The following is a 26,828-nucleotide window of genomic DNA, read 5'->3' as shown; positions in this document are numbered from 1 at the left end:
TCCGTTAGGCTTTAGTGATCTGACACAAGCTAGACTTAGTCTCTTGCATCTGGGTCACCACGTCATAGCCATAGGTCAATACGGTGTTGGCCGACTCACCAATGATGTAAGGCACTGTACCTTCTGGGTAGCTCTTCTCCAGGCTCTCGCCTTCGAACATACCCGCGAAGTGGTACGGCATGAAACACTCACCTTCAATCACACGCGGTGTCACCATTGCCTGCACCTTGATCTTGGCGCCTTCTGGGCTGTGAACCCATACGACATCGCCATCACGTAGACCACGATCCGCCGCATCAGCAGGGTTGATTTCGATAAACATCTCTTGCTGAAGCTCTGCCAACCAAGGGTTAGAACGTGTCTCTTCACCACCGCCCTCGTACTCAACCAGACGACCAGAGGTCAAGGCGAGTGGGAACTCTTTGGCGAAGTCCTGATCCTGAATTGACTTGTACAGGGTAGGAAGACGCGCAACCATACGATCATCGTAAGTTGGGTACTTAGACACAAGATCGCGACGAGGCGTATACAGAGGCTCACGGTGAACCGGAATATCATCAGGGAAGTTCCAAACGATACAACGGGCCTTAGCGTTACCAAATGGGATACAACCGTGCTTGATGGCGACACGCTGGATACCACCAGAGATATCTGTCTTCCAGTTCTTACCTTCGGCAGCCGCTTTCTCTTCTGCGGTCAGGTCGTCCCACCAGCCAAGTTGCTTGAGCATCTTGTCGGTAAACTCTGGGTAACCGTCCTTGATCTCACTGCCCTTAGAGTAAGAGCCTTCGGCCAGGATGTTGTTACCATCGTGCTCAACACCGTAACGGGCACGGAAGTTACCACCACCGAAGCGGACTTCACGGTCGGTACGGTAGAGGATCTGGGTACCTGGGTGCTTCATCTCAGGTGTGCCCCAACATGGCCAAGGCAGACCGTAGGTTTCGCCCTTAGCTGGACCACCCGGTGCTTCCAGGCTCTTGATGTCGAAGGTGCCCCAGTTTTCCTGGTGCATCTTGAGACGCTCTGGGCTCTGACCTGTGTAACCAATGGTCCACATACCCTTGTTGTATTCACGGACAATATCTTCGATCAACGGCTCGTCACCGTTCACCTGGATATGCTTACACAGTTCTTTCTCTATGCCCCACTTCTTCGCCAACTTGTACATGATGACGTGGTCAGGCTTAGATTCGAACAGCGGCTCGATCACCTGTGAACGCCACTGCAGTGAGCGGTTAGAGGCAGATACCGAACCATAGGTCTCGAACTGAGTCGCCGCCGGCAACAGATAGACGCCGTCTTTACGGGTATGCATCACACCCGCCATGGTTGGGAATGGATCCACAACCACTACTGTGTCCATCTTATTCAGTGCTTCACGCACCTCACGGCCACGGGTTTCGGTGTTGACCGATTGACCCCAGAAGAATGACATACGGATGTTGTCTTTCTGAGCGATCTTAGACTTGTCTTCCAGCACGCCGTCGTGCCAACGAGAACAAGGAATACCGGTAGAGGTCATAGGATCCTGACCCAGACGCTGTTCCTGGTCAAAGCGAGCCTTCACCCACTCATAGTCCAGATCCCATACGTTACACCAGTGCTTCCAAGAACCTGTCTTCAGGCCATAGTAACCAGGCAGGGTGTCGAACAGCAGACCGAAGTCGGTAGCGCCCTGTACGTTATCGTGACCACGGAAGATGTTAGTACCACCACCAGAGACGCCCATATTACCCAGGGCCAACTGCAGGATACAGTAAGCACGGGTGTTGGCATTACCTATGTGGTGCTGAGTACCACCCATACACCAGACTATGGTGCCAGGCTTAGTCTCGGCCAGTGTCTTGGCCACACGGTACATCTGCTCTTTAGGCACACCGACCACGTTTTCAACTTCTTCAGGGTTCCACTTAGCGGCCGCTTCGCGGATACGCTCCATGCCGTAGACACGCTGATCGATGAAGGTCTGGTCTTCCCATTTGTTTTCGAAGATATGCCACAGCAGACCATAGATATAAGGAATATCGGTACCAGGGCGAATATGCACGTACTCGTCGGCCTTAGCCGCAGTACGGGTGAAACGAGGATCGACAACGATAATCTTCGCGCCGCGCTCTTTACCTTCCAGAATGTGTTGCATGGCAACCGGGTGCGCTTCTGAAGGGTTAGAACCGATAAACATCATCGCCTTGGCGTTGCGGATATCGTTGAACGAGTTGGTTTGCGCACCATAGCCCCAGGTGTTGGCAACACCGGCTACAGTGGTAGAGTGACAAATACGTGCCGAGTGGTCGACGTTGTTGGTGCCCCACATGGCAGCGAATTTACGGTAAAGGTAAGCCTGCTCGTTAGAGAACTTGGCACTACCCATGAAGAAGACTGAATCCGGGCCTGATTCCTTACGGATATCCAGCGCCTTCTGGCCCACTTCCTCGATAGCCTGATCCCAAGAGATACGCTTCCACTTACCACCTTCTAGCTTCATGGGGTACTTGAGACGCTTCTCACCATGGCCGTGCTCACGTAGAGACGCACCCTTGGCACAGTGGCCGCCGGCATTGAATGGATGGTCGAAAGCTGGCTCTTGGCCTGTCCACACACCATTTTGTACTTCGGCATAGATACCACAGCCCACTGAACAGTGAGAACAGATGGTACGCTTCACTTCAGTTGGCGCATCATGTGGCACTTCTTTCGCTTCGGCTTTGCGCATCATTCCAGCGCCAAGCATAGAGGCCGCGGCAATACCACCAGTAGCAAGACCTGCAGACTGAAGGAACTGACGACGACTTAGACCCAGGGCAGGCTTTTTAGCGACTTCTGCCTGGTCTGTTTTGCGGGTTAATCGCATCACACACTCTCCTAATGTTATTGAATTACTGCGTAATTACTCGTCCAAGGCTTACTTGGTACGTAAAGACGCGTAATAACTACGAATATGATCTGTCTCGTGGTAACCATCGCCGTGCGCTGCATCTTTTTGAGGTGCAGGCGTTGCCGCCGCGGCCTGGCCGCTCACGGTTGCCACGGCACCCGCTGCACTGCCCAGGGCTAATGCTTTTAGCAATTGACGACGACCCATATCAGAAGCTTGCTTCTTCATAGTGTCTCCTTGATGTTGACTCAATTTAGGCTCTAGTCTCATCATCTCGGTCGATTTGGCTTTGCAGCCTATCGACACTAAGACCAGAACCCGACGCTTGGTGAGGGTTGCCCCTCGGTTTCAATATGTCGGCGCGCTGGCGCCGACCACTAAGCTAAACCACAACCTAGGACGCGAGTTCGCTGGCTGTCGGTTCAATCTTCTCCGCTTCGCTGCCAGGGCAGTTCACCGGAATATCTAACTTAAGTTGTTCAAATTCGTTGGCTTCGATAACGAAAAACGCCTTCGCCAGCTGGGCCACGGTGGCATAGAAGGCCGCGCTCGGCGCCCGTCCCAGGTGGTCACAGAAGCGCTCGATCCAGCTGCCGATGTGGCGTTGGTAAAACGCCAACTGGCGGAAGCCAGGCGCCTCGAGGATCAGGGTGCCCATCACCTCACACAGGGCGGCCACATGATCTTCCGGCTCCTTCACCTCTTCGCTGCGCTCAAACCCCAACTGAGCCAGATCCTGTCTGAGCAGGGCCAGCGGCTTGTCCATCAGCGAGCCCGTCATGAACCAGCTGCCATAGGGCAAGATCTCACCGCTACCCACGCCGAGGAAGATGTTGAAGTACTCATCTTCCAGCTGCTCAGGGGTAAACTGCTCCGCCGCCAATTTCAGCGCCAACCAGGCCTTGGTCATGTCGCTGTCATCGTCGGCATCTATCTCCAGGGTGGAAAGGAACTGCAATAGTTCAGCACTTGGCTGCTTGCGTAAAAGCGCCGCCAAAAGCTGGTAGATATCGGCTCTTAACTGATCGTTTTCTGAAACTTCTCTTACTAATTCGGTCATGGCTAAACTCTTATCGCAGTTGCTTTTCAGGATCTTGAAGTATGTCTTCAAACATGTCTTTTACCCGGCAGTCGCTACACATCTTCAGACGCTCGGTATTGGCACTGAAGGCACTGTGTCCGCCGACTACATCCAGCATCCGTTGCACCATGGATTGGGTGGCGAATGGGGTACCACAACGAATACATTCGAACGGGGCCTCCTCATTCAGGGTTTGACGGCTCTGACGAGCAGTCGCATCGAAATTAATCTGTGGTGTCAGGCTGATCACCTTCTCCGGACAGGCCGACTCACACAAGCCGCACTGCACACAGGCTTGCTCGACAAAATAGAGCGCCGGCTTCTCACCGCCGTCGGTCAGCGCCTGAGTCGGACAGGTCGACACACAGGAGAGACACAGGGTGCAGTTATCGGTATTAACGCTCACCTTACCGTAAGGAATATTACTCTTGCTCAGGCAGGCATCGGTAGAGGCCGCCTGGCTGTTGAGGTGATCGATCGCCGCGTAGAGAGTCTCACGCTTGGTGGTGGCGGCAAATTCGCCCGGCACTATCATGGGCCAGCTGGCGCTCGGCTCGATCAATGTGGCCAGGTCGGCAATCTGACTGGCCTCAATCACGCTGACACGCTGTGGCTGACCCATCTCGTCGAGGATCTCGTTGGCCAGCTTGAGCTCGCCGTTGAGCATCTGGGTCAGGGTTGGCGCCGTGGCCTCTGTGTTGAGCACCAAGATCTGACGCGCGCCCCAGGCCAGGGCCGCCATCCAGTGATCCATGCTGGCGACCGTGATCTCCTCCAGCTCCACCGGCAAGATGGCACCGGGCAGCTCGTCGCCGATCAGCGAAGCTCCCAGGCTGGCATCGTGGAATAAAATCACAGGCGCGGTCTGCGCCGCACTACGGAAGCGTGTCACCAACTTGTTCAGGTAGGAGTGCAGCGCCTGTGGCGTCGGCAGGTCATAGCTGATGGCGCCGGTCGGGCAGGCATTGGTACAGCTGCCCGCACCGTGGCAGAGGTAAGGGTCGATCTCTATCTTATGGTCCACGCTGGCGATGGCATCGGCGGGACAGAAGTTGAGGCAGCGATTACAGCCATCGATACCGTTTCTGTGGTGGGCACAGATATCGCTGTTCACCTTGACGTAGCGCGGCTTGTCGAACTCACCGATCAGCTCGGGCAGCTGGGCGATGGCATCCATCAACTTGGCCTCATCCTGCCCCACGTAGAAGTAACCCGGCGGCAGCATCTCGAGGTTGATGCAGGGTGCTTGGCTCAGGTCGAGGATCAGGTCGAAATGGGCCTTACGAATGGCCACCAGGCTGAGATCGGCGGTGCCATTGTCATGCTCAACCTTGACCTGGAACTGACCCAGGAAGCCTTTGATCTCGACGAGCTTGTTGTAATAGCTCTCGACATCTTCGGCGGCGTTCATCACCTTCTCCAGGTGGTCTTCATCCTGGCTGGTGATCGACTCGTTGGCCAGAATGGCGCGCTGACCCATGTTGGCCAGCTTGTCGGCCGCCAGGCGTGCCAAGTCTTCCGGGCCAATGATCAACACATTGCCCTCTGTGGTGTAACTCACTGTGGGTGGGATCAGGTTTTGCAGAATTTGTGTCTGTCCCAACACTTGCTGGCGCACCTGTTTCAGGTGGGCCAAATTGTCGCTCGTCTCTAAATGCATGCTCACATTGCGTTCCTAAGCAGTATTTGGCTGCTGTATCAGCCGGGTGGCTGTTGTGCTCTGACGGCATGCGCTTGTTGCGCCAGCTTCACCCTAAGTTCAACGATTATCTAACTCGTTGTTAATTGTCGTTAATACAGCAATTCACGTACCAAATTTATGGATTTAAAAGCACTCTAAACTTACCTTAAACAACAGGAGGCTTGGTTGAGGCCTGTATTTCTGGTTCATTTTGGGACACCTCATCGGATGCCCTGTCCAAATTGTCCTCGACCTGCGCCGTGGCATTTTCCTGCTGTGCCAGCTGGGTTTCCGCCGTCTCGGCAGCCGCCTCGACCGTCTCTTCATCCTTGGTCAGATGCCTGAAGACCTTCTTGGCTAGCTCGGCCGAGACCTCGGCGGTCAACTTGGGCTGATCTGTATAGTCCAGGGCATATTCCAGCAGGCCATCGATCTCGTGATAGTGTGGCTGCTTCCACAGGGCCCTCAGGGCCGCCGTCTTGGCATCGGGATCGACGTTGTCGGCCATGAAGCTGGCGAAGCTGCCGCCCACCTCTATCTTCTCGGGATCCGGCAGGTCCTCGGCGGTCAGTATCTTCTTCTCTTCGGGAGCGACTTGGTCGCTAGCTTCAACACCGTCCGCGCCTTCGGCCTCAACCGATGGCTCGACCAGCGTTTCATGGGCCTGTTCGGCCAGACGCGCCGCCTCTTCCTCGGCCTGCACCTGTTGGCGACGCTGGGTCCAGCGTGCGAAGAGTCCGCTTGGCTTATCACTCATCAGGACACTAGCCCCCGATCCGGATTGGTACTCGGCCCCTCGTTCTTACGGCGATTGACATGCTTACGCCTATGGGCGCAGATCTCCACCTCGCCGTGGCGGGTGATGAAGGCCTCGATCCAGCAGGCGATCGCCTTGGGCATGGGGAAGTTCAGCACTGGGGTGTCCCCCTCCAGGCAACCGGCTGCGACATTTTGGTCGGCCGAGATATAGGCGGGCACCCAGGTGCCATCTTCCAGCTCGTCGCACACCACGTAGAGCATGGCGTTGTCCATATCCAGGTTGATGCGATAGCTGCCGCGCTCATCTTTGTAGAGTTCAAGCATCACTATGTGGGCCCCGGCTGGTGCGGGCTGGGTGGCGGGAACTATCTGATCTAATTCCCAACTTTCAGCGGTCCAGCGCCCCATCTGTTTCTCCACCTTTTTCAGTGAGACATACATGGGCCATTGACTTTCGGTATGTTGCATTGCGTCTCCGTTTTGCCTAGCAGGCCGGCGTATTGCTGATTCGCCGGGCATTGGGTTAGCGATAGACCTAACAAAGCAATTTACATGCCATCGCTAGAAGGGGAATAGTTTGAACTGGATCATCAAATCCCTAACAAGCGTAGGACAATTTGTCCTAAAAGCCATTTTGGCCGGGACAGAAAAGGGCGACATAGCACAAAGTCGACGCCTGGATCACGCATTTACACTCGAAATCCTTGCGTGGGAACGATACTTGCTATGCTCAGTGCGCCCCCAATGCAATAAGACGAGAGCAATGACAAGTTTCAAACACCCCACACTGGTCAAGACCCAAGCCGATGCCCCACTCACCATGGCGGTGAAAGCCATCAACGAGCAGGGCGAAGTGGTCGACAAATATATCGCCTGCGAGCGCCCCCTCACCCTCTATCTAAACTGGCGACCCATAGTGACCCTGATGACACTGGGTGCCCGTCCCGAGGCGCTGGCTCTGGGCTATTTGAAGAACCAGGGCTTCATCAGCGACGTCCATCAGCTCGAGTCTGTGATTGTGGATTGGGAGGTCAACTCGGCGGCGGTGATCACCAAGGAGTCGACGGCGCACCTGGAGGAGAAACTGGCGGAGAAGACGGTCACCACAGGTTGCGGCCAAGGCACCGTCTATGGCGGCTTCATGGATGGCGTCGAGGATATCCGCCTGCCCACGCCGCAGCTGAAACAGAGCATGCTCTACAGCCTGCTTAACAACATCAGCGCCTACAACGAGACCTATAAGAATGCCGGTGCCGTACACGGCTGTGGCCTGTGCGAGGGCGATCAGATCATCGGCTTCGTCGAAGATGTCGGCCGTCACAACGCGGTCGACACCCTCGCCGGCGAGATGTGGCTCAAGCAGCAGGGCGGTGGCAACAAGCTGTTTTACACCACGGGCCGTCTCACCTCAGAGATGGTGATCAAGGTGGCCAAGATGGGCATTCCTGTCTTGCTGTCGCGCAGCGGTGCCACCCAGATGGGGCTGGAACTGGCCCAGAAGCTGGGGATCACCATGATCGCCCGCGCCAAGGGGCGCCACTTTCTCATCTATCATGGTGCGGAAAATATCGAATTTGATGCCACACCGCCGAAACGTAACCTAGGTTAACGGCGAAGGTTAAAGGATTATCCATGACTGAACCCAGCGAACTCGTCTATATGAGCGCCAAACAGGTCGCCGAATATCTCGATCTGAACGAGAAGAAGGTCTACTCCATGGCCAACGACCGCATATTGCCCGCCACCAAGGTGACGGGTAAATGGTTGTTTCCCAAGATTTTGATAGACCGTTGGGTCATGGACTCCTGCCATAGCGGCATGCTGTCAGATCGCATGCATATCACCGGCAGCGACGATCCCCTGCTCTCCATGTTGGTGGCCCGTCTCATGTCAAAGATAGGCAAGAGCGACTTGATTAGCTACAGCTCAACCGGCTCCCGCATGGGGCTGGATCTCCTGTCGCGCGGCTACGCCGACGTCTGTACCCTGCACTGGGGCAATGTGGAGGAGCGCAACATACGTCACCCGGCATTGCTCAAGGGTTACCCCAACCACCAGCAGTGGGTGATGGTGCACGGCTACACCCGTCAGCAGGGGCTGATGATGCGCAGCGAGATGCACCACAGATGTCAGGAAGAGGAGAAAGTGATCGGCCTGCCCTGGCGCTGGGTCGGCCGCCAAGCCGGCGCAGGTAGTCAGCAACACCTGGAACACTGGCTGATCAAGCAAGGTGCCAGCATAGAGCAGCTCAATCCGCAGATCACCGCCTATAGCGAGCGTGAACTGGCGGGCTTCATCGCCCGTAACGAGGCCGACATCGGCTTCGGCTGTCAATCGGTGGCGCTGGAGAGCGGCCTAAGCTTCGTGCCTCTGGTGACCGAATCCTTCGATTTCGTGATGCCCCAAGGGATCTACTTCCGTCGTCAGCTCCAGGCCCTGTTCGAGATGCTCGGCAGCACCCAGACCCGCCAACTGGCGGCTCAGCTGGGCGGTTATGATCTCAGCCAGTGCGGCCAGATGTTGTGGACGGCCCACTAAGCTAAGGGATCTTTTTAGGCCAGGCGCCACACATAGCCTGGTCTATGGGGTAGTATGTTAGCCATGACAGGAGAAAATCAGCCACAGGCAGATCTATGGAAGCAGAGTTAAACGAGATCCAAAACTTCTTAAGCCAATATCCCCCGTTTAACGCCCTGCCCGACGAGGTGGTCGCCATGGTGAGCCACCATGTTGAGATCGCCTACTACCGCCAAGACACCCCCATCATCCACTTCGGCGATCAGATCCATGACCTCTACATGGTGCGCAGCGGCGTGGTAGAGGTCTACCGCCGCAAGGGCGAACTCTATAACCGCCTGGACAGCGGCGATCTCTTCGGCCAAATGGGCCTGCTGACCAACAACAAGGTACGCTTCCCGGTCAAGGCGATCGAGGACACCCTGGTCTATTGCATCCCAGAGGCGATCTTCCAGCAGCTGTATGATGAGTACGACACCTTTGCCGACTTCGTCGAGGTGGAGGACAGTGCCCGCCTGCGCCAGACAGTCTCTAACACCAGCGAACAGAACGACCTGACCACCTCTAAGGTGAAGACACTGCTCACCCGCGACGCCCCTGTGATCCACAAAGGAGAAAGCATACAGCAAGCCGCCATTATGATGGCCCAGGAGAATGTCTCCGCCCTCCTGGTGATCGACCCAGATGCCTTGGAGGATGAAGACGGCGACACCAGCCCACTGCTTGGCATCATCACAGACAGGGATCTCTGCACCCGAGTCGTGGCCGAGGGGATAGACCCGGCCACCGAGCTGGCCGGCGTGGTAAGCACAGAGGTGATCACCCTAGATCATAACGCCTATGTCTATGAGGCCATGCTCACCATGCTGCGCTACAACGTGCATCATCTGCCTGTGTGCAAGGGACGCAAACCCATAGGCATAATCGAAGCCACGGATATCGTCAGATACGAGTCGCAAAACTCCCTGCTGCTGGTGAGCAGCATCTTCCAGCAACAGAGTCTGGAGGAGCTGGCCGCCCTCGCCACCCAGGTCAAAGACAGCTTCGTGCGCCTGGTGAACGAAGACGCCAACTCTCACATGGTGGGCAGCGCCATGTCGGTGATCGGCCGCAGCTTCAAGCAGCGAATACTCGAGCTGGCCGAAGAGAAACTCGGTCCACCGCCCATCCCCTACTGCTTCCTGGCACTAGGGTCCATGGGCCGCGACGAGCAGCTGATCGTGACCGATCAGGACAACGCCATCATACTCGACGACGACTTCGACAAGGCAAAGCACGACCACTACTTCAGCCAGCTGGCCAACTTCGTCTGCGATGGGCTGGATAGCTGCGGCTACAGCTATTGCACCGGGGATATCATGGCCACCAACCCCATGTGGCGCATGACACGCAAAGAATGGGAGGCCTGTTTCGCCGACTGGATAGACGATCCAAACCCCAAGGCGCTGCTGAATGCCTCCATCTTCTTCGATCTCGACGGCGTCTATGGCCGCCTCAAGTGGGCCGAGCAGCTCAACGGCTTCATCGTACGCCGGGCACGCAAGAACAACCGCTTCCTGGCCTGCCTCGCCCGCAACGCCCTGAATCGCACCCCGCCGCTGGGTTTCTTCAAAGATTTCGTGATGGAGAAAGATGGCCGTCACAACAACTCCATCAACCTCAAGCGCCGCGGCACGGCGCCGCTGGCGGATCTCATCCGGGTACATGCCCTGGCGGTGGGCTCACGCGCCCGCAACTCCTTCGAGCGTCTGGACGACATCATAGACGCCAACATCTTACCCAAGGGACGCGGCGAGGATCTGCGAGACGCCATGGAGTTCATCTCCATGGTCCGCATCCGCCATCAGGCCTTAGACGTGGAGCAGGGAATCGATCCCGACAACAACATAGAGCCAGAGCACCTGTCGGATTTCGAGCGCCGCAACCTCAAGGATGCTTTTCAGATCTTGAGTAACGCCCAGAACTTCCTCAAGTTCCGCTACAACGCCAGCAACCAGTTTAAGTGAGCCTAAGATGCTGAAGAAGCTATTGTCACCGCCGAGCATCGACTGGCCGGGTAAGTTTGAGCAGAGGCTCAAGACCACGGAACATCAGGGTTTACGCCAGTATTATCTGGGCGGCCTGCCGGACCCCGACACGCCGCTGGCGGAGGTCGAGCTGCTGGCGATGGACTTCGAGACCACGGGCCTGAACGTCGACAAGGACGATATCGTCAGCATAGGCACAGTGCCCTTTACACTTCGGCGCATCTTTCTCAATCGCGCCCAGCACTGGACCGTCAGGCCCAGAGAACAGCTGGCCGAGGAGTCGGTGATCATCCACGGCATCACCCACAGCGACATACTGGACGCGCCGGATCTCTCCGCCATCTTCGAACAGGTGCTGGAGCAGATGGCGGGCAAGATCATGGTGGTGCACTATCAGGCGATTGAGAGGCTGTTCCTGGAGCGGGCGCTGATCCGCCGCATCCACCAAGGGATAGAGTTTCCCCTGATAGATACTATGGCGCTGGAGTCTGAGATACAGAAGCGCCAACACGGCGGTCTGCTACAGCGCCTCAAGGGCGACAAGCCAGGCTCGGTGAGATTGAGCCAGAGCCGCTCGAGATACGGCCTGCCCAGCTATCCGCCCCACAACGCCCTGACCGACGCCATCGCCACCGCCGAGCTGCTGCAGGCACAGATAGCCCATCACTTCGACCCCAACCGCCCCATCAAGGAGTTCTGGTGCTAGCACTTGTCTAAGCTCTGGTATTGGCGTTTATACTTGCTCTGACATCGGCGCAGGCAATAAAAAAGGAGGCCAACGGCCTCCTCTATTTTCCACGATTCCCGCGTTAGAAGCGCTCGGTGCGCATCCCCTTCAGCAAGCTGACACACATCAGCAGCAGTATCACAGTAAAGGGCAGTGCAGTCGAGATAGCCCCGGCCTGCAGAGCCTGAATCGCCTCTGTACCACCGATCCACAGCAGCGCCATGGCAATCGCGCCCTCAAGAAGCGCCCAGAACACCCTTTGTGGCACAGGCGCGTCTATCTTGCCGCCGGCGGTGATGCTGTCGATCACCAGAGAGCCAGAATCCGACGAGGTGATGAAGAACACCAATACCAGCACCACGGCGATGATAGAGAGCAGAGTGCCGAACGGCAGCACATCGAACATCTCAAACATGGCCAGAGGCACGTCGGTCAGGCCCTTGGCCCCCAGCTCACCCACCTTGTTGACCACCTGATCGATCGCCATGCCACCAAATACCGACATCCAGATAAGGGTCACAGCGGTCGGCACCAGCAGCACGGCGGTGATGAACTCACGCACGGTACGCCCCTTAGAGACCCTGGCGATAAACATGCCCACGAATGGTGACCAGGAGATCCACCAGGCCCAATAGAATACTGTCCAGCCCTGGAACCAGGCCTCATCGGTGCGCCCATGTGGATTACTCAGGGGAATGATGTTCTCCACATAGGCCATCAGGGTAGTAGGAATGCTGCCCAGGCTGACGGCGTAGCCGATCATAGCCACCAGGATCAGCAGCGCAAAGGCAACTATCATATTGATATTACTGATCACCTTAACGCCGCCGTCGATCCCGCGTACCACAGAGACCACGGCCAACAGGGTCACGGCGACGATAACTATCATCTGCAGCCCAAGGCCGGCATCTATGCCAAACACATGGTGGATACCGCTGGCGGCCTGCTGGGCACCTAGGCCTAGCGAGGTCGCCAAACCAAACAGGGTGGCCAGCACGGCCAGGATATCGACAATATGTCCCGCCCAGCCCCAGGCTCTGTCACCCAGCAGAGGGTAGAAGATGGAGCGGATAGAGAGGGGCATCCCCTTGTTATAGGTGAAGAAGGCCAACGACAGGGCGACCACACCATAGATGGCCCAGGGATGCAGGCCCCAGTGGAACATGGTGGCCCCCAGCGCCAACTTGGCCGCCTCCGGCGTGTTGGGCTCGACCCCAAGCGGCGTCTCATACCAACCGGTAAAGTAGGCCACGGGCTCGGCCACACTCCAGAACATCAGGCCTATCCCCATACCGGCGGCAAATAGCATGGATAACCAGGAGAGAAAGGAGTAGTCCGCGGTGGCTTCGTTACCGCCGAGACGTATCTTGCCGTAGGGCGAGAGGATCAGGCCCAGGCAGAAGATCACGAAAATATTCCCCGACCAGATAAACAGCCAATCGAAGGCGCCGATAATCTTCCACTTGATGCCATCGAGCACAGACTTGGCTGTCTCGGCATCGGTCAACAGGGTCGCCAGCAGGAAGGCGGCAATTAGCCCGGCACTCACCCCAAATACGGGGTTGTGTACATCGAACCCCCACTTCTGCACATTGTCCTGGCCGATCGTATAGTCGGTGCTTTCAATGCTGTATTTATCAATACCTTTCGTCATCGATTCTCTCCGTTAAGACCTCAAAGAATCGCCACCAGGCCATCATTTAGATTTGATTAAAATGATTTGAACTCATAGCAATACAATAGAAATATTCGGCACTATTGTAACGCCATAGCGCTTTTATTCCAAATTACAGCCAGTTTTCGACCATTTAGATCCAATTTAAGCGCTAAAAACCCGATTTATACTGCATATGGATGAACGACACATTGATTTGAATACAAACAATAAAGGTGATTATGGATAGAGATTAAACTTACGACTATTCACATGAATCAGGCCGAGGATAGGACTCATATTCCCTAAAAACACTTGAATCCGTCGAGCCGCGAAAGCTACTATCGGCTGCAATATCGGGAATCAAAGGGTGCATCAGGATGCAAAAAACCATACTCATCACAGGCGTAGGCAAGCGTATTGGCCTCTATCTGGCCGAGGCCTTTCTCGCCCGTGGACACAAGGTGATAGGCACCTATCGCAGCCACTACCCCAGCATAGATGCCCTCACAGAACTGGGCGCCGACCTCTACCCCTGTAACTTCACCGTTCAAAGCCAGCTCGAAGAGCTTATCCAGACGCTGAAGCAGAACTATCGTCAGCTAGATGCGGTGATCCACAACGCCTCGCTCTGGCTAGATGACAATGACCCAGCGGGCGCCGATCAGGTGATCGCCCAGATGATGCAGGTTCATGTCTATGCGCCCTACCAGCTCAACCTCGCCCTAGCACCGCTACTGCAAAACCAGCAGGCCATGACGGATATCATCCATATCACCGACTATGTGGCGCAAAAGGGCAGCAAGAAACATATCGCCTACGCCGCCAGCAAGGCCGCGCTGGAAAACATGACCCTCTCCTTCGCCGCCAAGTTAGCCCCAAAGGTGAAGGTCAACGCCATCGCCCCGGCGCTGATCTGTTTCAACGAGCATGACGATGCCGCCTATCGCGAGAAAGCCAGGGCCAAGTCGGTATTAGCCAGAGAGGGTGGCGAGGCAGAGGTGCTGCAGGCGATCGACTACCTAATGCAGAGCCAGTATGTGACGGGGCGTTCCCTGGCATTGGATGGTGGCCGGCAGCTGAAATAGGCTGCTGATTGATATCGCCGCTGAGCGAGAGACTAACGATGAGACACAAAAAAGCGAGGCCTTAGCCTCGCTTCCTATTCAACTACCTAGATCAAACCACCAAAAAAGTAAGTAAACACTCACACACCACATACCTGACAGTGAGATTGCTTAGGCAGCTTCATCTCGCGAAACTCCATGGTCATGGCATCTATCATCAGGATGCGACCGCTTAGGATCTTGCCCATGTTAGCCAGCACCTTGATCGCTTCCACCGCCTGCAGGCAACCTATCATACCCACCACGGGCGCCAGAATGCCCGACTCGACGCAGGTCAGCTGTTGGTCGCCAAACAGCTTGCTGTAACAATGATAACAGGGGCTCTGCTCACCATAGTCGAATACGGTAACCGTACCCTCCATGCGGATGGCGGCGGCCGACACTAATGGCACCTTGTGCTTGAAGCAGGCCTGATTGAGCTGTTCACGCACCACTATGTTGTCGGTGCAGTCCATCACCAGATCATGCTCGGCCACCAGCGCCAGGATCTGCTCATCGTCGAGCACGGCGTTGATGGTCTCGACCCTGAGATGGGGATTGAGCTGCATCAAGGAGGTCTTGGCCGACTCCACCTTGGGCTGGCCGATAGTGGCGTCGTGGTGCAGCACCTGCCGCTGCAGGTTCGACAGCTCGACGGTATCGAAATCCACCAGGGTCAGCTGACCCACTCCGGCGACCGCCAGATATTGGGTAGAGGCGCAGCCTAAGCCGCCGGCACCGATCACCAGCACTTTTGCCTGCTTGAGTCGCTCCTGGCCTTCGAAGTCCATCGCCTTGATGGAGATATGACGGCTATAGCGCAAGATCTCTGCGTCGGAGAGGATCTCTTCTTGGGTATTAGGTTCCATCTGCCCTGCCCCTAGAGTGCCAGCACTGAGTTGAAGAGTTCTACTGTCACCAGGCTACCGTCAGGCGTATCGCCCTGCTCCTGCGCCAGGATAATGAAACAGTTGGCCAGACTCATGGAGGTAAGCATGCCAGAGCCCTGGCCGCCGGTGACACTCACCTCGGCCTCACCCTGAGCATTTTGACTCAGCACGCCACGCTGATACTCGACGCGGCCCGGGAACTTACGCAGGTCGCCCTTGAGCTTGGCCTGCAACAATAGTGGCTTGACCTGAGGCAGCCCCTGCATCTTGTTGAGCAGCGGCCACACCAGCTTGTAGAAGGTCACCATGGAGGAGACTGGATTGCCCGGCAGGCCACAGAAGACCGCCTCGCCAATACGACCGAAGGCGAAGGGCTTGCCCGGCTTGATGGCCAGCTTCCAGAAGGTGATCTCACCCTCCTCGTCGAGGATCTGCTTGGTAAAGTCGGCATCGCCCACCGAGACGCCGCCCGAGGTGATCACCATGTCGGCGTTGGCCGCGGCATTACGAAACGCGGCGCGGATCGCCTCGGGGTCGTCTTCGATCACCCCAAGGTCTATCCACTCGACATTGGCGCGGCTCAATAGGCCTTGAATGCTGTAACGGTTGGAGTCGTAGATCTGGCCCGGCGCCAATTCTGTGCCCACCGGGCGCAGCTCGTCACCGGTGGAGAAGAAGGCCACCTTGACCAGTCGGGTCACCCGCACCTGGCTGGCGCCTATGGTAGCCAGCACGCCCATCTCGGCAGCGCCGATCTGAGTGCCGGCGCAGAGCACCTTGCCCCCCGTCTTCACCTCTTCACCGCGACGACGCACATTGGCACCTAACGCCTTGGGGGCCTCGATGATTATGCTGTCGCCATCGATCTCGACTTTTTCCTGCATCTGCACTGTGTCATAACCCGGCGGCACGGGGGCGCCCGTCATTATGCGTACACAGGTATTGGCACTGGCCTCGCCCTCGAAGGGATGCCCAGCAAAGGAGTGGCCTATGAGGGTGAAACGATTGCCCTGGGCCAGATCCTCGAAACGGAAGGCATAGCCGTCCATCGCCGAGTTATCGAAGGGTGGCAGGTCTATGCTTGAGGCCAGATCCTCGGCCAGCACACGTCCCAGCGCATGGGGAAGCTGCACCATTTCCGATTCTTCCAGTGGACGAACTTGTTCCAAAAGCTTGATGATGGCTTCATCGGGATGCATTAGGCTGGGTTTTGCACAGGGATCGGCTTGCATAGACATAGAGTACCTTAGCGTTAACTGTAGGATATGAGTAAAAGCGAATATTGCCGCTCATTATGCCACGCTGAGATCAGAAGACTATGATCTCGACGGCAGTTTTTGGCCGCAATCCGCCGAGATTCAACCAAAAAGCCGACACCAGCGGGGCGGATGTCGGCTCGGCTATCTCCAAAGGTATAGATTAACCGGCACTCAGCTCCAGGCTATTGGCCTGCACCTTGACCTGCTGGCCATCTTGCAGCGTCTCGGCGCCGCGGATCACCACCTGGTCGCTGTCGCTGAGTTCCCCCTTGACGGCGATCCACTCCCCTTCACCATCACCCAGCTCTACGGCCACCTTCACCGCCTTGTTACTCTCATCTATCTTGAACACGAAGGCACCGGCGGAGCGCAGCACCACGGCGTCGCGGGGCACTAAGGTGGTCAGCTGTTTAGGAGCAATTGGCAATGCCAGGGAGACCAGCTCGCCGACGTTGAGCATATCCTGACGCTCGAGCGGCAGATCGATGCGGGCCTCGAAGGTCTGGGAGCGCACGTCTGACACAGGGATCAGGCTGCGGATCTGGGCAGAGAACTCTCCCAGACCATGATAGACCCTAAGTTCATCCCCCACCTTCACCCGGCGGCTGTGCTTGAGCGGCGCATGCAGTCTGATCTCCAGGTTGTCCGGGTCTGTGATGGCGACGATAGACTCGGCGCGGCTGATATCCTCGCCCGCCTGACGCTGACGCGCTGTTATGATGCCGGCAAAGGGCGCCTTCACCTGGGTGCGGGCAATATCATCGAGGATCATCTTAAGTTTAATCTGTGCCAGCTTGAGGTTAGCGGCGGCCAGGTCGCGATCCGAGCGCGCCTTGTCCAGCTCGGTCTCCGAGGCGTTCTTGTTGGCCATCAGCTTCTGCAAGCGTTTCAGCTCGCGGTTCAGCCTAGACAGCCCCACAGTCTCATACTCTATCTGCGCCTCTTGCTGAGCCTTCTGCAGCTCGAGGCGAGTCTTCTCGATGCGGGCGACCACCTCACCCGCCTTCACTAGCGTACCGGCCTCGATCACCCACTCGAGCTTACCCTCGATGCCCGCGGTCAGCTCGGCATAGTTACGGGAGTGCACAGATCCTATCACCATGATCTTGGGCGACAGGGCGCGGTTCTCAACCTGAACCACTTGCACCAGACGCTCGGGCGCCTCGCCCTGGGCCCAGCTCATGGGACCGATTAGAGAGAGCGCCAGCACGCCGGCAATTAAGGATCTCATGACTTCACTCCTGTGGTGGATGCGAGGGCAGGCTCGTCGGCCAGCCTATTGGTAACTGGGCTCCGCCTATGGGTCAGACGCAACAGGCTGGGCATCAAAATAAGGGTAAACAAGGCGCTAAAGGTCATGCCGCCGACGATAACCGCCGCCAGGCCGCGATAGATCTCGCTGCCGACACCGGGCACCAGCATTAGCGGCAGCATGCCGAAGATGGAGGTCAGGGTGCTCATATACACGGGGCGGGCTCGGGTCGCCACGGCCTGAGCGATGGCCAGGTCGATATCCGGCGTCTCGCGATAACTCTGGCGGGTCTGATCCACCAGCAGGATGGCGTTATTGACCACCAGCCCCAGCAAGATGATGAAACCTATCATGGTCAGCAGATCCAGGCTCTGGAAACTAAACAAGTTTAGCAGCCGCAGGCTGACCACGCCGCCACAGATCGCCAGCGGCATAGAGAGCAAGACCAGCAGGCTATCCTTGGCCGACTTAAACATGGCGGCCATCAAGAGGAAGAGGATCACCACCGCCAGGGCGAAGTTGGCGCCCATATCCTTGATGGTACTGTCGAGCTTGTCGGCGCTGCCACGATAGCCTAGTGAGCTGTTTTCCGGCAGGCTGGCTCTCAGGGTCGGCACCGCCGACTCATTGAGTTTCTCCAGCGCCTCATCCAGGGACATATCCGCCGGCGGGAAGATCAGCAGGCTGACACTGCGCTTGCCGTTGACTCGCTGCAGCTGGGTCGGCCCCACAGTTCGCTTGAGGGTCGCCAGCTCGCCTATGGTTTGAATACCTGCGGCCTGGGTATAGACAGGAGTCGCCGACAGCTGCTCGGGCACCTGCCACTTGGGCCCCTTGAGCAGTACATCCATGCGCTCGTTGCCGTCGAAATACTCACCCACAAACAAGCCAGAGGTGTAGGCGCGAATGGCGTTAGCTATCTGAATCCGGTCGACGCCCGCCTGGGCCAAGCGACGCTCGTTGGGAATCAACTGCAGCTCGGGTTGTGCCATGGAGAGGCCTGGAATCGGCCTAACCACGGCGCCGGGCAGCGCCTCCTGAATGAGCCCCATCCCCTTGCCAGCCGTCTCCATCAGAGCCTCCATGTCGGCCCCCTGAAGGTCGATATTGATCGCCCGGCCGCCGTTAAAGCCAAACTGTAACAGGGAGCCGCGGTTGGTAAAGGCCTGGGTATCGGGCAGGCCCACCAAGATCTCCTTGTTAAGCAGCTCTATCATGGCATCGGCCTGGGATGGATCTTCGGGGTAGATAAATAGCACGTTGAAGGCGCTGTACATGGAGAAGTTATATCCCTTGATATAGGGCTGCTTCTCCTTGTCATAGTATGGCTTGAGGCGCTCTATGATCACATCGCCCACCTCCTTCTCCAGCGTCTTGACGTTGGCGCCCGGTGGCAGGGCAAAGAAGGCAAATATGCCGTCCGAGCGCGCCTGGGGCAGAAAGTCGGGTCTCGGCATCAGGACCGCCGTCAGCATGGCGGCTCCTAGGATCAGGGTGATACACCAGAAGACGGCACGTTTAGTGTCGCCGGTGAGGCGCTGCACGGTTGCCGAGATCCAGCGCCACAGGCGGCCGCTCTGCTGGCCATCATCCTGGGGCGAGAGCTTGAGCCACAAGAGGCTAAATACTGGGATCAGGGTGATGGCACTGATAAAGGAGGAGACTACGGCCACCGACAGGGTAAGCGCCAAATCAGAAAACAGCTGCCCCTCCACCCCGGGCATAAACAGGATCGGCAGGAAGATGGCGACCGTCGTGGCGGTGGAGGCCAACAAGGCGCCCTTGACCTGATCTGTGCCCTTGGCGATGGCCTCGCGGATCGGCGTCCCCTGCTGCAGGATGCGCACGATATTTTCCTGCACTATGATGGCCGCATCCAGCACCAGGCCGACGGCGAAGGCCAGACCCGCTAGGGAGATCACGTTCAGGGTACGTCCCATCATCTCGAGGAAGAAGAAGGCGATCAGCAGGGCGACGGGAATAGTCGAGGCGATCATCAGGGTCGCGCGGAAGCTGCGCAGGAAGGCATAGAGAATCACTAGCGCCAGCACCACACCGATCGCTAGGTTGCCCTTCACCAGCCAGATGGCCCGCTTGATATGCACAGAGGCGTCAAAGGAGAGATCCAACACCAACCCCGCCTCCTTGAGCGGCCCCTGATTGAGCTCGGCAATCGCCTCGTTGACGCCATCAAGCACCTTAACCGTATTGGCATCGAAGGTTCCCTCCACCGTCATATAGTAGGCAGGATAGCCGTTACGCTTGGTAAAACCCTGCACATCGGCGCTCGATACTTCCACATCCGCCAGTTCGTTGAGGTAGATGGGACGCCCCTCGTTGTAGGTGACGATGAGATTGCCCAGATTCTCCGGCGTGTATTGGCCGATGAAACGCACCGTATATTGGCGACGACCCACGTTAGCTGTGCCGCCCGAAATATCCGCCGCCCGCGACAGTGTGCTGCGCAGTTGATCCAGAGTGATCCCCAGCGCTGCGGCGCGATAGGGATCGAACTCGATATGTAACTCTTTCGGCAGGCGACTCTGCAGGCGCACCGAGCCCACGCCGGAAATCAGCCTCAGCCTGGGCTCGACCACATCGTCGATCAGCTTCTGGTACTGGGCGAAGTCGGTGGCCGGATTATCCGGCGCCATACGGATCAGCAGGGAGGCCAGATTGGGCGCGCCGTTACCACCGCCGACATTGATGAAGGGCTCGTTGGCATCCAGCGGCCTTGGCGGCGTCTGGTTGAGGGCGTTGATCACATTGATCATCCCCGCCTGCATGTCGCTGCCCACCTCGAAGGTCAGTGTGATACCGCCAAAGCCCTGGGAGATATTTGAGGTCATCTCAACCACACCGGGTACCTGGCGCAGCACATTTTCCTGAGGCTCTATGATGTTGGATTCCATCTCCTGGGGCGCCGCCGAGCGCCAGTTGTTGAAGACGGAGATCTGCGGCCGCTGAATGTCGGGCAGCAGCTGGATCGGCAACTTGCCTATGGCTAACACGCCGAATATGGCGATCAGCAATAGGGCCACTAGGGTGCCGGCAGGGTTATTGGTGCTTAATTTGGTGAGGTTCATCGATTGTCCCACCCCAGGCACGTCAGACCCGGCCGGGGTTATGAGCTTAGTTTCTTGACCCTAAAGCCTAGAGACAAAATGTTAATAAATCCGCCTGATTTGGTTAGCAAATGTAACAAGCAGACATGAATGCACCCCATTAGGCCATTAACGATAATTATTTGCATTTAAAAACATTGAGTTAAGTAAAGATGGTTGCAATTCACTGGGGGGTTAAACACAATAAATAGGGCCTATTGACCTTTCCTGTTTGTTTTTGCAGCAGTTTGAAGGTGATTGATACAAGGCAGAGCCTGAGTCGTGTAGTGGTTCTACACAAACGGGCGATAACGCAGTAGAAATGGCCTACAAACACTGCCCAAAGGGTTCATCTAAACGCGCCCTGCCCTATGTTGTTCGCAATTTACATAGTGCAACTATGCTTCATTGCTCTCGCCTCGAGCAAAACGCGTTTAGATAGAACAAAAATTAAACCTGAAAGGTGAACAGGCCCTAGCACCAAGAAATGACTTAATTAAAGGAAGTAACTATGCTGGCACAAACGATGATAGATCAGTTGAACGCGCAAATTAATGTGGAGTTCTTCTCCTCTAACCTCTACCTACAGATGAGCGCCTGGTGTGAAGACAAGGGCTTTGAGGGTGCCGCGAAATTTATGCGTGCTCACGCCGAAGAGGAGATGCAGCACATGCATCGTCTGTTTACCTATGTGAGCGAAACCGGCGGCATGCCGCTGCTGGGGGCGATCGAGGCGCCGCAGTCACAGTTCGATTCGCTACTGGCCCTGTTCGAATACACCTATGAGCACGAGCAGATGATCACCAGCAAGATCAACGCGCTGGCCCACACAGCCTTTACCAATCAGGACTACTCGACCTTCAACTTCCTGCAATGGTATGTGTCTGAGCAGCACGAAGAGGAGAAGCTGTTCAAGTCTATCGTCGATAAGATCCGTCTGGTAGGTGAAGATGGCAAGGCGCTCTTCTTCGTCGATAAAGATCTGGCGCAGATGGCTCAGCAGGAGTCTGCCAGCGTGATGACAGTCGGCGAATAAGCCAGGTGCGGGGCATGACGCCCCGCCTTTCCCCCGTTAGACTTTCTGTAAATGGTCTTCGCAAAAACGCCACACAAGGCACTCACCCAACAAGCTTTGTCTCAAGCCTACTACCCGAGCGCCTCTCCCAAACCGTTTCTAAGCAATCTGGCTATCGGCAGCGACAGAGTTAATGGGTCAAAGCAATGAGGTCGGTTTCTCCCTGACGATGCGGCGTAGCAAGGGCTCAAGCTCCTTGAGCGGCATGGGCTTGGCCACAAGATAGCCCTGCACGAAGTCACAGCCTAACCCCTGCAGGAAGCTGCGCTGCGGCTCGCTCTCCACCCCTTCGGCCACCAGGCGCATATCCAGGCTCTGCCCCATGGTGATGATCGCCTTGATCAGGTTGGCATCCGCCCTATCTTCCAGCATGTTATCGACGAAACTCTTGTCTATCTTAATCACCGAGATGGGGAACTGTTTCAGATAGCTGAGGGAGGAGTAGCCTGTACCGAAATCATCCAGGTAGATCTCCACCCCGAGGTGACGAATCGCCGTCAAGGCCGCGAGCGACAGTTCGGTGTCGGCCATCAGAATCGATTCGGTGATCTCTATGTGGACATATTGGGGCGCCACATCATACTTCTGCAGCAAGCCGTTGAGCATGCAGGCGAAATGGCTGGGATCGCCGTGGGCCAGCTGACGACCAGAGACGTTGATCGCCATGTTGATCATTATCCCCTGGCTATGGCACTGGCGCAGATCACGCAGCGCCTGCTGGATCACCCACTCGCCGATTGGCTCGATAAGCCCAGTCTCCTCGGCGATGGGGATAAACTCGTCGGGAGGCACCAGGCCTCGCTGAGGATGACGCCATCGCAGCAAGGCCTCCAGGGCGACCCCTTCGCCGCTACTGGTATCGACAATCGGCTGATAATGCAGGCAGAACTCGTGTTGCAGCACGGCGCTGCGCAGCGACTGCTCCAGGGTGATACGTGCCAGCATGTTGTTGTTCATGTCGGGAGAGAAGTAGCCGAAGCAGTTGCGGCCATCTTGCTTCGCCTGATACATGGCGGTCTCGGCGTTACGGGTCAGCACCTCGACACTGGTGCCGTTGCTGGGGTAACAGCTGATGCCGACACTGGCGGAGATCAGCAGCTCGTTGCGATTGATGCCAAAAGGCGACGACAGGTGCTGCAATATATGCTGCGCCCGCTGCTCTATCTCCCCCTGATGCTTGGTGTGCCCCATGACCACCACAAATTCGTCGCCGCTGAGACGGGCGACAAAGTCATGCTGTTCCAGCAGGGCTTCCAGCCTGGCGGCCGCCACCTGCAGCAGTTCATCGCCCACCGCATGGCCATAGATGTCGTTGATGTATTTAAACCTGTCCAGATCGATGAAGAGCACGGCCACAGAGCAGCAACGCTGCTCGGCCAGTTGCAGCATCTGCGACAGGCGCGAGGTATAGAGCTGACGATTAGGCAGGTTGGTCAGGGCATCGTAGTTGGACTTGTACCAGATATCCTGCTCGTACTTCTTACGGTTACTGATATCCAGAAAGAGGCCGATATGTTGCACCACCCGCCCCTTGTCATCCTTCACTACAGTAATCGCCAGGTATTCGGGATAGATCTGACCATTCTTGCGCTTGTTCCAGATCTCCCCCTGCCACTTGCCGTATTGCTTGAGCGACTGCCACATCTGTTCATAGAAGTGATGGGGCTGCTGATGGGAATTGAGGACGGCCGGGCTGCGCCCCTTCACCTCCTCCAGGGTATAGCCGGTGATCTGGGTAAAGGCGGGGTTTACCGCCTCGATCAGATTGTCCTTGTCGGTGACCACTATCCCTTCGGCGCAGTATTCAAACACCGCCGAGGCCAGGGAGAGTTCACGGTTGGCCTCCTGGCGCTCACTCAACATGGCGTTGAGGGCCATCGCCATCTTGGCAACCTCGTCTCGCCCATCCACGGGCACAGACAGCTGCAGCTGAGTATTCTGCGCCATGCGCTGCATCAGGGAGGCTATGGTGCCGATTCGGGTCACCAGGTTATTGACTATGAGACGACCCAAGACGATCAAAAACAAAAAGTTGCACATGGCCGCCATGATGCCTAACACCAGGAAGCTGAGCGCCTCGCGCCCCTGACGCTGCACCAAGTTAGCTATGTTATTGCTCAGGATCAGGCTCGCCTGATTCATCTGGCCTAGGGCCTCAGTGGCCAGCCCCCACCAGGCCTCGCTGGCTACCGCCGGATGTTGGTGTTGCAGCTGAGACAGGGCCGCCAACATGGCCTGGTCGGCTATGATGGCTCGCCCCTCTTGTGGCAGGGGTCCGGCATGACCGGATAGCCTCTGCTGGCGCTGGACATCCACCGCCTGACGATACTGCTCCACGGTATTATCTATCTGGGCTAGCGCCTCGCGCTGTGGTGAGGTCACATGGGGCAGCTTCTGGGCCTGTTGCAGAAGCCCCAGTATGGCCAGGCAGTCCTCTTCGAACAGTATGATGTTGGTCTCTTCGCCCGAGAGCAGGTAATCCTGATAGTGATCGATCAGGCCACCATACCCCAGCCGCTCCCTGAGGCGATTGGCCAGCAGAATAAGGTTCACCTGCGCCTTCACCCGCCCCTTCATCAGCAGCAGCTCCTGGGTCGCCTCGTTATCTAGGGTCTCCTTGATCAGGGCAAGATCCGCCGGTGAAGTGGTCGAGAGCATTTCGTGAAAGGCGTCCAACAGGTCATCCTGCATCGAGTATTGGGCGAGATAAGCCTGATGATCTAGGCTGTCGGCGGCCAGCAGACGATTGAGCAGGTCGCGATCTTTACCCGCCAGCTCCTGTAACTTGAGCATGTGGATAAGGTCGTTATAGGCCTTGGCGAGCAGGGTGTTTTGCACCTGGGACTGGATCTGGGAGATGAGCACCAAGAGGTGCTGAGTGAACTCGCTGTAGAAGTTAAAGCCGCTTCCCTCAGTGCGACTATCTATTCCCTGACGCACCTGCTTGAGGCGGGCGCCCAAGGCATGAATGGTATCGACACTCTGTTGCAGGTTGACGCTGGGCCTGTCTATGTCGCTGAGGGAGAGATGCAGGTTGGCGATATTGGGGGCATCCAACAACTCCTGCAATGCCTTATCTGTCTGGCGCCGCTGGGTCTGTAGTCGCCGCTCGAATCGCTTGCCCTGGCTGGCGACAAAACCGGCCGACAGGCCACGCTCGTTCTGCAGGGCGAAGATGAGCTTCTGGGTCTGCTCAGTGATCATCACCCCCAGGGCATTGCGCTGAGCCGTCTGCTGGCGCTCGATCAGATCGAGCATGCGCAAGCTGCCGAAGATCAGCAGCAGCAACATGGGGATAGTCGCCAGCAAGATTAATTTCTGGCTCAGACTATACCGGTTCAGCATAGATGACATCTTAAGCGCTCCTTGCTCGATTATCACAAAAGCAGACGCGAGGAATTTAGGGTCTGAGAGTAGTAACATAGCCTAACCCCCGCCGTCATACCTATTTCACCAAAGTCTAATCTAGGTCACGAAATTAACGCTTCGATGGTGAATTATTAGATAAGCCTTTATTTTTTATTAACATTTAAATTGACGAGAAGATTTTGCAGGAAGGCGTTCGGTGCAAGCAGAGCGAGGCTGGCACAGGGATTGACACAAAAAAAGCCGATGAGATCGGCCTTTTTATCGATTTCAAATAAACAAATAGCCAATAATTGACTGTTTGTTTAGTTATACATGACAAACTAGTTGGCTCATATGAGTTAACTGATTTGCGCTAACGCATTTGGGTTAGCTTGCCTTTTCCAGCAATGACTTGCGATAGCAGACGATATCTTCGATGGTGAGCACAGGCATCTTATGCTGCTCGCCGAAGGCGATGATCTCCGGTAGACGCGCCATTGTGCCGTCGACATTGGTCACTTCGCACAGCACGCCCGCCGGCTTAAGCCCCGCCAGCTTCATCAGATCTATGGTGCCCTCGGTATGGCCACGACGGGTTAGCACGCCACCAGGCTGCGCCCGCAGCGGATAAACATGGCCGGGACGCGCCAGGTCACTTGGCTTGGCATCATCGGCGATGGCGGCCTTGATGGTGGTCACGCGGTCGGCCGCCGACACACCTGTGGTCACCCCCACCTTAGCTTCGATACTCACGGTGAATGCAGTGCCGTATTGGCTAGAGTTATCTTCCACCATGGGCGGTAGCTCCAGCTGCTTCACCCGCTCGTCGGTGAGACAGAGACAGACGATACCACTACATTCGCGGATCAGCAGCGCCATCTGTTCTTGGGTCAGGTGTTCTGCGCTATAGATAAGGTCCCCTTCGTTTTCGCGATCTTCATCGTCGACCACCAGCACGCCTTGACCGGCTCTAAGCGCGGTGAGGGCTGCTTCGACGCGAGTGATGGCATCGCCAAAGGGAGAAAGTAGAGACTGATTCATGGTTAAATCCTTAGTAAGACTAATAAAATGGTTTTTCCAGAATCAGGGCATGCAGAAAATGACGCGCCTTGGAGTCTCTTTAGAAAAGATATCCAGGCTCGCCGAATAAGAGGTGTGCAGGCACGAGAAAAGTATGAGGCTAGGCTCATCTTCTCGCGGTCACGCTATCTTATATTCTCTTTCATCCGGACTTAGTGCACTCGGTGCTCATTACCGTCGGCTCTGGAATAGAGTGCTTGTTGCACACTTCACCAGATCTGCTGACCCTAGCTGCAAACTAATCTCTAGATGCAAATAGGCGCTCGCGGGCTGACATCCCATAGGATGATTACCGCCGGTGGGGAGTCTCACCCCGCCCTGAGAATGTACTCTCCTTTGATGGAAAGCGCCGCTATGGTGCCCCTAAAACCATCAAAGTACAAGCGCTAG

At 56.5% G+C, this 26,828-nt stretch carries 19 protein-coding genes and 1 riboswitch; of the genes, 6 read left to right on the top strand and 13 right to left on the bottom strand.

The window, feature by feature from the left end:
- Positions 1-4: 4 nt before the first annotated feature.
- The 6 genes from K0I31_RS00290 to K0I31_RS00265 all read right to left on the bottom strand — a co-directional run bounded on the left by K0I31_RS00290 (position 5) and on the right by K0I31_RS00265 (position 6,867).
- On the bottom strand, positions 5-2,854 hold the full coding sequence (locus K0I31_RS00290) for a formate dehydrogenase subunit alpha (RefSeq protein WP_220045179.1): 2,850 nt from the start codon (positions 2,852-2,854) through the stop codon (positions 5-7).
- Between the two features lie 51 nt (positions 2,855-2,905).
- A complete protein-coding gene (locus K0I31_RS00285; protein ID WP_011863868.1) occupies positions 2,906-3,106 on the bottom strand; it encodes a twin-arginine translocation pathway signal in 201 nt (66 codons plus the stop codon).
- A 166-nt stretch (positions 3,107-3,272) separates the two neighbouring features.
- A complete protein-coding gene (locus tag K0I31_RS00280) occupies positions 3,273-3,938 on the bottom strand; it encodes a TorD/DmsD family molecular chaperone (RefSeq protein ID WP_011863867.1) in 666 nt (221 codons plus the stop codon).
- Between the two features lie 10 nt (positions 3,939-3,948).
- Positions 3,949-5,619 carry a 4Fe-4S binding protein gene (locus K0I31_RS00275; RefSeq protein ID WP_220080745.1) on the bottom strand — a complete coding sequence of 557 codons (1,671 nt, stop codon included), beginning with the start codon at positions 5,617-5,619 and terminating at the stop codon, positions 3,949-3,951.
- 187 nt (positions 5,620-5,806) lie between these two features.
- Positions 5,807-6,397, bottom strand: coding sequence for a DUF3306 domain-containing protein (locus K0I31_RS00270; protein ID WP_220079552.1), 591 nt, complete (start codon positions 6,395-6,397; stop codon positions 5,807-5,809).
- Complete coding sequence (locus K0I31_RS00265) at positions 6,397-6,867, bottom strand: DUF3305 domain-containing protein (protein WP_144202355.1); 471 nt, start codon at positions 6,865-6,867, stop codon at positions 6,397-6,399. Before K0I31_RS00265 ends, K0I31_RS00270 begins: the two co-directional genes overlap by 1 nt.
- Before the next feature lie 295 nt (positions 6,868-7,162).
- On the opposite strand from K0I31_RS00265, the gene K0I31_RS00260 reads away from it, so the two are divergent.
- The 4 genes from K0I31_RS00260 (at position 7,163) to K0I31_RS00245 (ending at position 11,649) form a co-directional block, all read left to right on the top strand.
- Positions 7,163-8,008 (top strand): formate dehydrogenase accessory sulfurtransferase FdhD, encoded by an 846-nt coding sequence (locus tag K0I31_RS00260; RefSeq protein WP_011863863.1) that lies wholly within the window; start codon positions 7,163-7,165, stop codon positions 8,006-8,008.
- A gap of 23 nt (positions 8,009-8,031) precedes the next feature.
- A complete protein-coding gene (locus K0I31_RS00255; RefSeq protein ID WP_220043831.1) occupies positions 8,032-8,937 on the top strand; it encodes a substrate-binding domain-containing protein in 906 nt (301 codons plus the stop codon).
- A gap of 95 nt (positions 8,938-9,032) precedes the next feature.
- Positions 9,033-10,922, top strand: a complete 1,890-nt coding sequence (locus K0I31_RS00250) for a putative nucleotidyltransferase substrate binding domain-containing protein (protein WP_220079551.1) — start codon at positions 9,033-9,035, stop codon at positions 10,920-10,922.
- Between the two features lie 7 nt (positions 10,923-10,929).
- Complete coding sequence (locus tag K0I31_RS00245; RefSeq protein WP_220079550.1) at positions 10,930-11,649, top strand: 3'-5' exonuclease; 720 nt, start codon at positions 10,930-10,932, stop codon at positions 11,647-11,649.
- Between the two features lie 103 nt (positions 11,650-11,752).
- Here K0I31_RS00245 and K0I31_RS00240 read toward each other — a convergent pair whose 3' ends face one another.
- Positions 11,753-13,324: a BCCT family transporter gene (locus tag K0I31_RS00240; RefSeq protein ID WP_220079549.1), complete on the bottom strand. Its 1,572-nt coding sequence runs from the start codon at positions 13,322-13,324 to the stop codon at positions 11,753-11,755.
- Between the two features lie 380 nt (positions 13,325-13,704).
- Here K0I31_RS00240 and folM point away from each other — a divergent pair, with 380 nt between their 5' ends.
- Positions 13,705-14,412: a dihydromonapterin reductase gene (folM, locus tag K0I31_RS00235; RefSeq protein ID WP_220079548.1), complete on the top strand. Its 708-nt coding sequence runs from the start codon at positions 13,705-13,707 to the stop codon at positions 14,410-14,412.
- A 119-nt stretch (positions 14,413-14,531) separates the two neighbouring features.
- Here folM and moeB read toward each other — a convergent pair whose 3' ends face one another.
- The 4 genes from moeB to K0I31_RS00215 form a co-directional block, all read right to left on the bottom strand.
- Positions 14,532-15,299: a molybdopterin-synthase adenylyltransferase MoeB gene (moeB, locus tag K0I31_RS00230; RefSeq protein WP_220079547.1), complete on the bottom strand. Its 768-nt coding sequence runs from the start codon at positions 15,297-15,299 to the stop codon at positions 14,532-14,534.
- 11 nt (positions 15,300-15,310) lie between these two features.
- A complete protein-coding gene (gene moeA / locus K0I31_RS00225) occupies positions 15,311-16,558 on the bottom strand; it encodes a molybdopterin molybdotransferase MoeA (RefSeq protein ID WP_220079546.1) in 1,248 nt (415 codons plus the stop codon).
- 181 nt (positions 16,559-16,739) lie between these two features.
- Entirely contained in the window at positions 16,740-17,810 is a 1,071-nt protein-coding gene (locus tag K0I31_RS00220; RefSeq protein WP_220079545.1) for an efflux RND transporter periplasmic adaptor subunit, read from the bottom strand.
- Entirely contained in the window at positions 17,807-20,917 is a 3,111-nt protein-coding gene (locus K0I31_RS00215) for an efflux RND transporter permease subunit (protein WP_220079544.1), read from the bottom strand. The genes K0I31_RS00220 and K0I31_RS00215 overlap by 4 nt, the downstream gene beginning before the upstream one ends.
- 529 nt (positions 20,918-21,446) lie before the next feature.
- Between K0I31_RS00215 and ftnA the strand changes: the two genes are divergently transcribed.
- Positions 21,447-21,971: a non-heme ferritin gene (ftnA, locus tag K0I31_RS00210; protein ID WP_011863852.1), complete on the top strand. Its 525-nt coding sequence runs from the start codon at positions 21,447-21,449 to the stop codon at positions 21,969-21,971.
- A gap of 177 nt (positions 21,972-22,148) precedes the next feature.
- Here the strand turns inward: ftnA and K0I31_RS00205 are convergent, their stop codons facing one another.
- Both K0I31_RS00205 and ribB read right to left on the bottom strand, forming a co-directional pair.
- The gene (locus tag K0I31_RS00205; RefSeq protein WP_258406545.1) at positions 22,149-25,355 is read right to left on the bottom strand and encodes an EAL domain-containing protein; all 3,207 of its coding nucleotides are present in this window, start codon (positions 25,353-25,355) and stop codon (positions 22,149-22,151) included.
- 390 nt (positions 25,356-25,745) lie between these two features.
- On the bottom strand, positions 25,746-26,399 hold the full coding sequence (gene ribB / locus K0I31_RS00200) for a 3,4-dihydroxy-2-butanone-4-phosphate synthase (RefSeq protein ID WP_220043821.1): 654 nt from the start codon (positions 26,397-26,399) through the stop codon (positions 25,746-25,748).
- 169 nt (positions 26,400-26,568) lie between these two features.
- Positions 26,569-26,768: riboswitch (FMN riboswitch) on the bottom strand.
- Positions 26,769-26,828 lie beyond the last annotated feature (60 nt).

It is taken from the genome of Shewanella spartinae (genome assembly GCF_019457555.1).
GTDB classification, from domain to species: Bacteria; Pseudomonadota; Gammaproteobacteria; order Enterobacterales; family Shewanellaceae; genus Shewanella; species Shewanella loihica.
Note: the sequence above shows the minus strand (reverse complement) of the source record. Positions and strands in the feature narration are given on the sequence as shown.

Bases quoted from the DNA above. Each gene is read 5' to 3' on its own strand.
- K0I31_RS00290 (WP_220045179.1), bottom strand. From the start codon at position 2,854: ATGCGATTAACCCGCAAAACAGACCAGGCAGAAGTCGCTAAAAAGCCT.
- K0I31_RS00285 (WP_011863868.1), bottom strand. From the start codon at position 3,106: ATGAAGAAGCAAGCTTCTGATATGGGTCGTCGTCAATTGCTAAAAGCA.
- K0I31_RS00280 (WP_011863867.1), bottom strand. From the start codon at position 3,938: ATGACCGAATTAGTAAGAGAAGTTTCAGAAAACGATCAGTTAAGAGCC.
- K0I31_RS00275 (WP_220080745.1), bottom strand. From the start codon at position 5,619: ATGCATTTAGAGACGAGCGACAATTTGGCCCACCTGAAACAGGTGCGC.
- K0I31_RS00270 (WP_220079552.1), bottom strand. From the start codon at position 6,397: ATGAGTGATAAGCCAAGCGGACTCTTCGCACGCTGGACCCAGCGTCGC.
- K0I31_RS00265 (WP_144202355.1), bottom strand. From the start codon at position 6,867: ATGCAACATACCGAAAGTCAATGGCCCATGTATGTCTCACTGAAAAAG.
- K0I31_RS00260 (WP_011863863.1), top strand. From the start codon at position 7,163: ATGACAAGTTTCAAACACCCCACACTGGTCAAGACCCAAGCCGATGCC.
- K0I31_RS00255 (WP_220043831.1), top strand. From the start codon at position 8,032: ATGACTGAACCCAGCGAACTCGTCTATATGAGCGCCAAACAGGTCGCC.
- K0I31_RS00250 (WP_220079551.1), top strand. From the start codon at position 9,033: ATGGAAGCAGAGTTAAACGAGATCCAAAACTTCTTAAGCCAATATCCC.
- K0I31_RS00245 (WP_220079550.1), top strand. From the start codon at position 10,930: ATGCTGAAGAAGCTATTGTCACCGCCGAGCATCGACTGGCCGGGTAAG.
- K0I31_RS00240 (WP_220079549.1), bottom strand. From the start codon at position 13,324: ATGACGAAAGGTATTGATAAATACAGCATTGAAAGCACCGACTATACG.
- folM (WP_220079548.1), top strand. From the start codon at position 13,705: ATGCAAAAAACCATACTCATCACAGGCGTAGGCAAGCGTATTGGCCTC.
- moeB (WP_220079547.1), bottom strand. From the start codon at position 15,299: ATGGAACCTAATACCCAAGAAGAGATCCTCTCCGACGCAGAGATCTTG.
- moeA (WP_220079546.1), bottom strand. From the start codon at position 16,558: ATGTCTATGCAAGCCGATCCCTGTGCAAAACCCAGCCTAATGCATCCC.
- K0I31_RS00220 (WP_220079545.1), bottom strand. From the start codon at position 17,810: ATGAGATCCTTAATTGCCGGCGTGCTGGCGCTCTCTCTAATCGGTCCC.
- K0I31_RS00215 (WP_220079544.1), bottom strand. From the start codon at position 20,917: ATGAACCTCACCAAATTAAGCACCAATAACCCTGCCGGCACCCTAGTG.
- ftnA (WP_011863852.1), top strand. From the start codon at position 21,447: ATGCTGGCACAAACGATGATAGATCAGTTGAACGCGCAAATTAATGTG.
- K0I31_RS00205 (WP_258406545.1), bottom strand. From the start codon at position 25,355: ATGCTGAACCGGTATAGTCTGAGCCAGAAATTAATCTTGCTGGCGACT.
- ribB (WP_220043821.1), bottom strand. From the start codon at position 26,399: ATGAATCAGTCTCTACTTTCTCCCTTTGGCGATGCCATCACTCGCGTC.